5 protein-coding genes and 1 pseudogene are annotated in these 5,852 nt (G+C 63.9%); all 6 read right to left on the bottom strand.

What is annotated here, in order from left to right:
- A partial coding sequence (locus tag EOB49_RS32435; protein WP_164781891.1) for an FAD-dependent oxidoreductase occupies nucleotides 1-557 on the bottom strand: 557 nt, incomplete at its 3' end.
- Between the two features lie 4 nt (nucleotides 558-561).
- Nucleotides 562-1,359 (bottom strand): annotated as a pseudogene (locus EOB49_RS32430) (ABC transporter ATP-binding protein).
- An 11-nt stretch (nucleotides 1,360-1,370) separates the two neighbouring features.
- Nucleotides 1,371-2,261: a nitrate ABC transporter permease gene (ntrB, locus tag EOB49_RS32425; RefSeq protein ID WP_127326483.1), complete on the bottom strand. Its 891-nt coding sequence runs from the start codon at nucleotides 2,259-2,261 to the stop codon at nucleotides 1,371-1,373.
- A gap of 70 nt (nucleotides 2,262-2,331) precedes the next feature.
- Nucleotides 2,332-3,648, bottom strand: coding sequence for a CmpA/NrtA family ABC transporter substrate-binding protein (locus EOB49_RS32420; RefSeq protein WP_127383359.1), 1,317 nt, complete (start codon nucleotides 3,646-3,648; stop codon nucleotides 2,332-2,334).
- Nucleotides 3,649-4,004: 356 nt separating this feature from the next.
- Nucleotides 4,005-5,243, bottom strand: coding sequence for a CmpA/NrtA family ABC transporter substrate-binding protein (locus tag EOB49_RS32415; protein ID WP_164781890.1), 1,239 nt, complete (start codon nucleotides 5,241-5,243; stop codon nucleotides 4,005-4,007).
- Between the two features lie 2 nt (nucleotides 5,244-5,245).
- Entirely contained in the window at nucleotides 5,246-5,848 is a 603-nt protein-coding gene (locus EOB49_RS32410) for an ANTAR domain-containing response regulator (RefSeq protein ID WP_127267110.1), read from the bottom strand.
- Nucleotides 5,849-5,852 lie beyond the last annotated feature (4 nt).

Below are 5,852 nucleotides of genomic sequence, written 5' to 3'. Positions count from 1 at the left end.
GGATCGAGCTGGCGCTCCATGAGCGTCGGCATGACATGCAGCACGGTGACGTCCATGCCTTGCGCGTTCAGCCCTGCTGCCGCCTCCAGCCCGAGCAGGCCGCCGCCGATGACCACCGCCTTGGCGCGCGACTGGGCGGCAAGCATCATCGCCTGGACGTCATCGAGGTCGCGATAGGTCAGCACGCCCGGCAGATCATGGCCGGGCACCGGAATGATGAACGGCACCGAACCGGTGGCGATGACGAGCTTGTCGTAAGGTTCGGTGACGCCATGATCTGACGTGACGGTCTTCGCTGACCGGTCGATCGTGACGATCTTGTGGCCCTTGTAGAGGGTGATGTTGTTGGCGATGTACCAGCCGTCGCCGTGGATGATGATCTCCTCATAGGCTTTCTCGCCCGACAGAACCGGCGACAGCATGATGCGGTCGTAATTGACGCGCGGCTCGGCGTTGAAGATGGTGACGGTGTAGCGGCCCGGCGCCTGTTCCAGCAGGTGCTCGAGCATGCGCCCGGGGGCCATGCCATTGCCGATGATGACAAGTCTTTCGCTCATGGCGCTACTCCGCGGCTTCGACGAAGCGGTGGCGTTCGTAGAGGAACTTCAGCACCGCCTCGCGGCAGCGCAGGAAGGTCCGGTCGGAAGAGAGTTCGACGCGCCGGCGCGGCCGCGCCAGCGGCACGGGAAGCACTTCGCCGATGGTTGCCGCCGGGCCATTGGTCATCATGACGATGCGGTCGGAAAGCAGCACCGCCTCGTCGACATCGTGGGTGATCATGATCGTCGTCGAGCCGAGCCTGGAATGGATGTCCATCACCGCATCCTGCAGATGGGCGCGCGTCAGCGCATCGAGCGCGCCGAACGGCTCGTCGAGCAGCAGGATCTTCGGCTCCATGGCCAGTGCTCGGGCGATGCCGACGCGCTGCTTCATGCCGCCCGATATTTCTGCCGGGCGTTTATCCTTGGCATGCGCCATCTGCACGAGGTCAAGATTGCGCATGATCCAGTCATGCCGCTCGGCCTTGCTCTTCGAACGACCGAAGACCTTCTACACCGCCAGATTGATGTTTTCGTAGACGGTCAGCCACGGCAAAAGGCTGTGGTTCTGGAACACCACGGCGCGTTCCGGTCCGGGGCTGTCGACCTCCTTGTCCTCGAGCAGCACGGCGCCGGCGGACACCTTGGTCAGCCCGGCGATCAGATTGAGCAAGGTCGACTTGCCACAGCCGGAATGGCCGATGATGGAGACGAATTCGCCCTTGTCGATGGTCAGCCTGATGTCCTTCAATACCTCGCTGACCTGGGCACCACGCGTGAAGGATTTGTCGATATGGTCGAGTTTCAGATAGGCCGTCATCGCCCCTCTCCTCACTTTGCCGTTGTGCCGCGGGTGACAAAGGCGCCGACCGCTGCGACCAGACGGTCGAGGCAAAAGCCGGTGACGCCGATATAGGCGAGCGCGACGATGATGTCGGGCAGCCGCGACGAGTTCCACGCGTCCCAGATGAAGAAGCCGATACCGACGCCGCCGGTCAGCATTTCGGCGGCGACGATGGCGAGCCAGGACAGGCCGATGCCGATCCTCAGGCCGGTAAAGATGTAAGGCGCGGCGGCCGGCACCATGATCTTGACGAAGAACTCGAACTGGTTGAGCCGCAGGATGCGCGAGACGTTGCGATAATCCTCGGGGATGTTGCGCACGCCGACGGCGGTGTTGATGATGATTGGCCAGATCGACGTGATGAAGATGACGAAGATCGCCGACGGGCTGGAATCGCGGAACGCCGCCAGCGACAGAGGCAGCCAGGCCAGCGGCGGCACCGTGCGCAGGATCTGGAACACCGGGTCGAGGCCGCGCATCGCCCAGATCGACTGGCCGACCAGCGCGCCGAGCGCGACGCCGACGACCGCCGCCAGGCCGAAGCCGATGGCGACACGCTGCAGCGAGATCAGCACGCGCCATGCCAGACCGATATCCTGCGGGCCATTGTCGAAGAACGGATGCGCGATCAAATCGTAGGCCTCGTTCCACACCTGGGTCGGCGGCGGCAGGCTTGATGTCGGCGACGAACAGGCGATCTGCCAGACGACCAGCATCAGCGCGATCACGATGATGGGCGGCACCAGCGCGCTTGCCAGTTTGCCGGCGATGGCGAGCGGCTCGAAGCGACGCCGTGCCTTGGCAGTGAAGGCGATGACCTCCGCCGGCTTGGCAGGAAAGGCCTTCACCTTGGTGTCCTCGATAGTCTGGATCGACATGTCTGGGGAAAACTCCGTGGGGCAGATAATTCGAGCGACAAACGGCGCAATGCGCCGTTTGCGCAGGGGTTCAGGCCGATGCCTTGATCTTCAGGCTATCGAGATAGGCGGACGGGTTGGCCGGATCGAAGATCTTGCCATCGAAGAAGGTCTCGACGCCGCGCGACGACGACGCCGGAACGTCGGCAGCCGCAACGCCGAGATCCTTGGCCGCTTCGCGCCACAAATCCTCGCGGTTGACCTGATCGACCAGCGCCTTGATGTCGGTGGTCGGCGCGAACTTGCCCCAGCGGATGTTCTCGGCGAGGAACCACGTGTCGTGGCTCTTGAAAGGATAGGAGACGCCGCCCTTCCAGAACTTCATGGAGAGATCGGTGCCGTTGGCGACGCGGCCATTGCCGTAGTTGATGTCGCCCTTGAGGCGGCCGATGATGTCGGCGACGGGCACGTTCATCCATTGCCGCTTGCCGATGATGGCGGCCATCTCGTCCTTGTTCTCAGCGGCCTCGCACCATTGCTGGGCTTCCATGACGGCCATCAGGATCGCCTTGGTGGCGTTCGGGTATTTCTCGATGAATTCGGCACGCAGGCCGAGCGCCTTTTCCGGATGGCCCTTCCACAATTCGCCCGTCGTGGCGGCGGTGAAACCGACGCCCTGATGGACGAGCTGCTCGTTCCACGGCTCGCCGACGCAGAACACGTCCATGTTGCCGACCTTCATGTTGGCCACCATCTGCGGCGGCGGCACGACGATGGTCGAGACGTCCTTGTCGGGATCGATGCCACCGGCCGCCAGCCAGTAGCGCAGCCACAAATCATGCGTGCCGCCTGGGAAGGTCATGGCGGCCTTGATTTCCTTACCGGCCGCCTTCTTGGCGGCAAAAGCATCTTTCAGCTTCGAGGCGTCGAGACCGACACCGGTGCCGGCATATTCCTGGGCGACCGAAATGCCTTGGCAGTCGTAGTTGAGCCGCGCCACGATCGCCATCGGCATCGGCTGGTTGTTCTGCGTCACCTTGCCCGTGTGCATGAGGTAAGGCAGCGGCGTCAGGATATGGGCGCCGTCGATGCCGTTGGCCGCGCCGCCGAGCATCAGATTGTCGCGTGTCGCACCCCAGGAGGCCTGCTTGAGCACCTCGACATCGGGCATGCCGAACTTGGCGAACAGCCCCTTCTCCTTGGCGATCATCAGCGGTGCCGCATCGGTGAGGGCAATGAACCCGAGCTTGGCGCCGGTGACCTCCGGAGCGGCGGTCGCAGCATAGGCGCCGGAAGGGAAGAGCTTGCGGGCCGCCATGAACAGGCCGGCCGTCATCGCGCTGCTGACGAGAAAATCGCGGCGCGTCATGTCCTTGAGGGTCGTTCCAGTCCTGATCCGTTTCGTCATCGTCGTCTCCGGTTGGGCGCGGCTTGGGATCCGCGTCGTCGATTGCGTGTTGATCAAAACAAAAAAGCCGCCAGCCAGGTCTTCGCGTCCGGGTGACCGGGAGCGCGCATTAACCTGAGCGGCAGCTTTGCCTGTGGCGCCCGCCATTGGACGCCTGTTCCGTGACCCGCGAAGGGCCTGTCTATTTCAAAGCAGGAACCGTGCCAGTTTTGAGAGAGGTGAAAAAGATCAATTAAATCAGAAACTCGCGCCGATCTCGGACGCACCGGGTCCTATAGCCGGAAGGCCAAAGATTGCTCATTCGGGCAATCGCGCGCACAATTTTTGTGCAATGCACAAGAATGACGCGGAAATGATCAGGCTTCCGCGCGAGCCGATTTCTGGCCGGTAATGTAGGCGTCGACCTCGTCCGGATCGAAGATCTGGCCGTCGAAGAAACCGTCCGGACCGAGCACAAGGCCGGCGCCTGTCGCGCCGACCGCGGTGGCAACTTGGAGCGCACCCTCGACTTTCGAATTGGCGCCGGGAAGCGCCACACCAAGCGGCTTCAGAGCCGAACGGTAGAGGTCGGGCCGGTAGCAGTTGCGGGCGATGGCAAGGTTTTCCGGCGTGTGCGCCACGTGCCCCCAGCGCACCATCTGCGTGTAGAACCACAGCGCATGGCTCTTCCATGGAAAGTTCGCTGCCTTGTCGAACGGGAGGAAGAAGTCGTCGATGGTCCGCTCCGCGCCGCCGCCCAGTCGGAGATGACCGGTCAGGATCGGCATCTGCACGGCCGGCGGCAGACCGAGAAAGCCGGCCTGCGCCATCACAGCCGCCAATTCGCCACGGTTGGCCGGATCCTGGCACCAGCGCGCCGAGTGATGCAGCGCACGCAGCAGCGCCGCCAGTGCCTCGGGGTTTTCGTCTGCCCACGCCTTGCGTACGCCGATCACCTTCTCCGGGCTGTTACGCCATATCCGCGCCTTGACGGTGACGATATGCCCGGTGCCGGCGGCAACCGCAGCACTGTTCCAGGGTTCGCCTGCGCAGTATCCGTCGATGCGGCCGGTGGCCAGCGCATCCGCCATGAAGGGCGGCGGCACGATGACGATCTCGATTTCGCGCGCCGGATCGATGCCGCAGGCGGCGAGCCAATAGCGCAATTCGTAATTGTGCCCGGAATGCGGATGCACCACGGCGAAGCGCAGCGGGTCGCCACCGGCCGCAGCGCGCTCGCGAATGAGCGCGCGCAACGCCGCACCGGCGCGCGCCGGATCAAGATCGGCTTCGGCGCCGTGCGCCACCATTCCGGCCCAGACGGTGTTGGAGACGGTGACGCAATTGCCGCCGAGCCCGAGCGAGAACGGCACGATGGTTTCCGAAGCGAGTGGCGTCACCCCGAGATTGCAGGCGAGCGGCATCGGTCCCAGCATATGCGCGAGATGAAAGTGACCGATGGCGATGCGGTCGCGGATGTTGGCCCAGGACGTCTCGCGGTGTAGGGTGAGGTCGATGCCTTCTCGTGCGGCAAAGCCAAGCTCCCCGGCCGCGACCAGCACGGCGCTGTCGAAAAGCGGCATGAAGCCGGCGGTGATCTGGTGCGCGGCGCCCATGCTCATTCGTCCTCTGGCGGTCCCAGCAGCCCGGCGGCAGTCACCAGGCTCTGGGCGATGTCGCCGATCTTGCGGTTCTGGTTCATCGCCGTCTTGCGCAGCAGCGTGTAAGCGGCCTCTTCGGAGAGGCCGCGCGACTTCATCAATATGCCCTTGGCGCGGTCGATCACCTTGCGGCTCTCGAGCTCGCCGCGAACCTCTTCCAGTTCGCGCGCCATGCGCGAAAAAGCGTTGAAGCGGCTGACCGCCATGTCGAGGATCGGCTTGACGCGCTCTTGCCGCAGACCGTCGACGACATAGGCCGAAACGCCGGCATCGACCGCCGCCTCGATCGAGGCCTGGTCGGAGCGGTCGACGAACATGGCGATCGGCCGTTTCACGGCGCGCGACAGCTGGAACATGTTTTCCAGCATGTCGCGGTTCGGATTCTCGAGATCGATGACGATGACATCGGGCTCGATCTCGGCGATCCGCCGCGCAATGCCGGTCACGTCATGGATGACGGTGACTCGCTCATGGCCGGCCTCGCGCAATCCCGCCTCGATGATCGCGGCGCGGATGCGGTTTTCATCGATCACCAGGACGGCGAGTGCGGTTCGAACCATGCCT

Origin of the sequence: Mesorhizobium sp. M7A.F.Ca.MR.148.00.0.0 (genome assembly GCF_003997735.1) — a bacterium.
Classification (GTDB): Bacteria; Pseudomonadota; Alphaproteobacteria; order Rhizobiales; family Rhizobiaceae; genus Mesorhizobium.
The sequence above is the reverse complement of the archived record's forward strand: the minus strand, read 5'-3'. Positions and strand labels throughout refer to the sequence as shown.

Bases quoted from the DNA above. Each gene is read 5' to 3' on its own strand.
- ntrB (WP_127326483.1), bottom strand. From the start codon at position 2,261: ATGTCGATCCAGACTATCGAGGACACCAAGGTGAAGGCCTTTCCTGCC.
- EOB49_RS32410 (WP_127267110.1), bottom strand. From the start codon at position 5,848: ATGGTTCGAACCGCACTCGCCGTCCTGGTGATCGATGAAAACCGCATC.
- EOB49_RS32420 (WP_127383359.1), bottom strand. From the start codon at position 3,648: ATGACGAAACGGATCAGGACTGGAACGACCCTCAAGGACATGACGCGC.
- EOB49_RS32415 (WP_164781890.1), bottom strand. From the start codon at position 5,243: ATGGGCGCCGCGCACCAGATCACCGCCGGCTTCATGCCGCTTTTCGAC.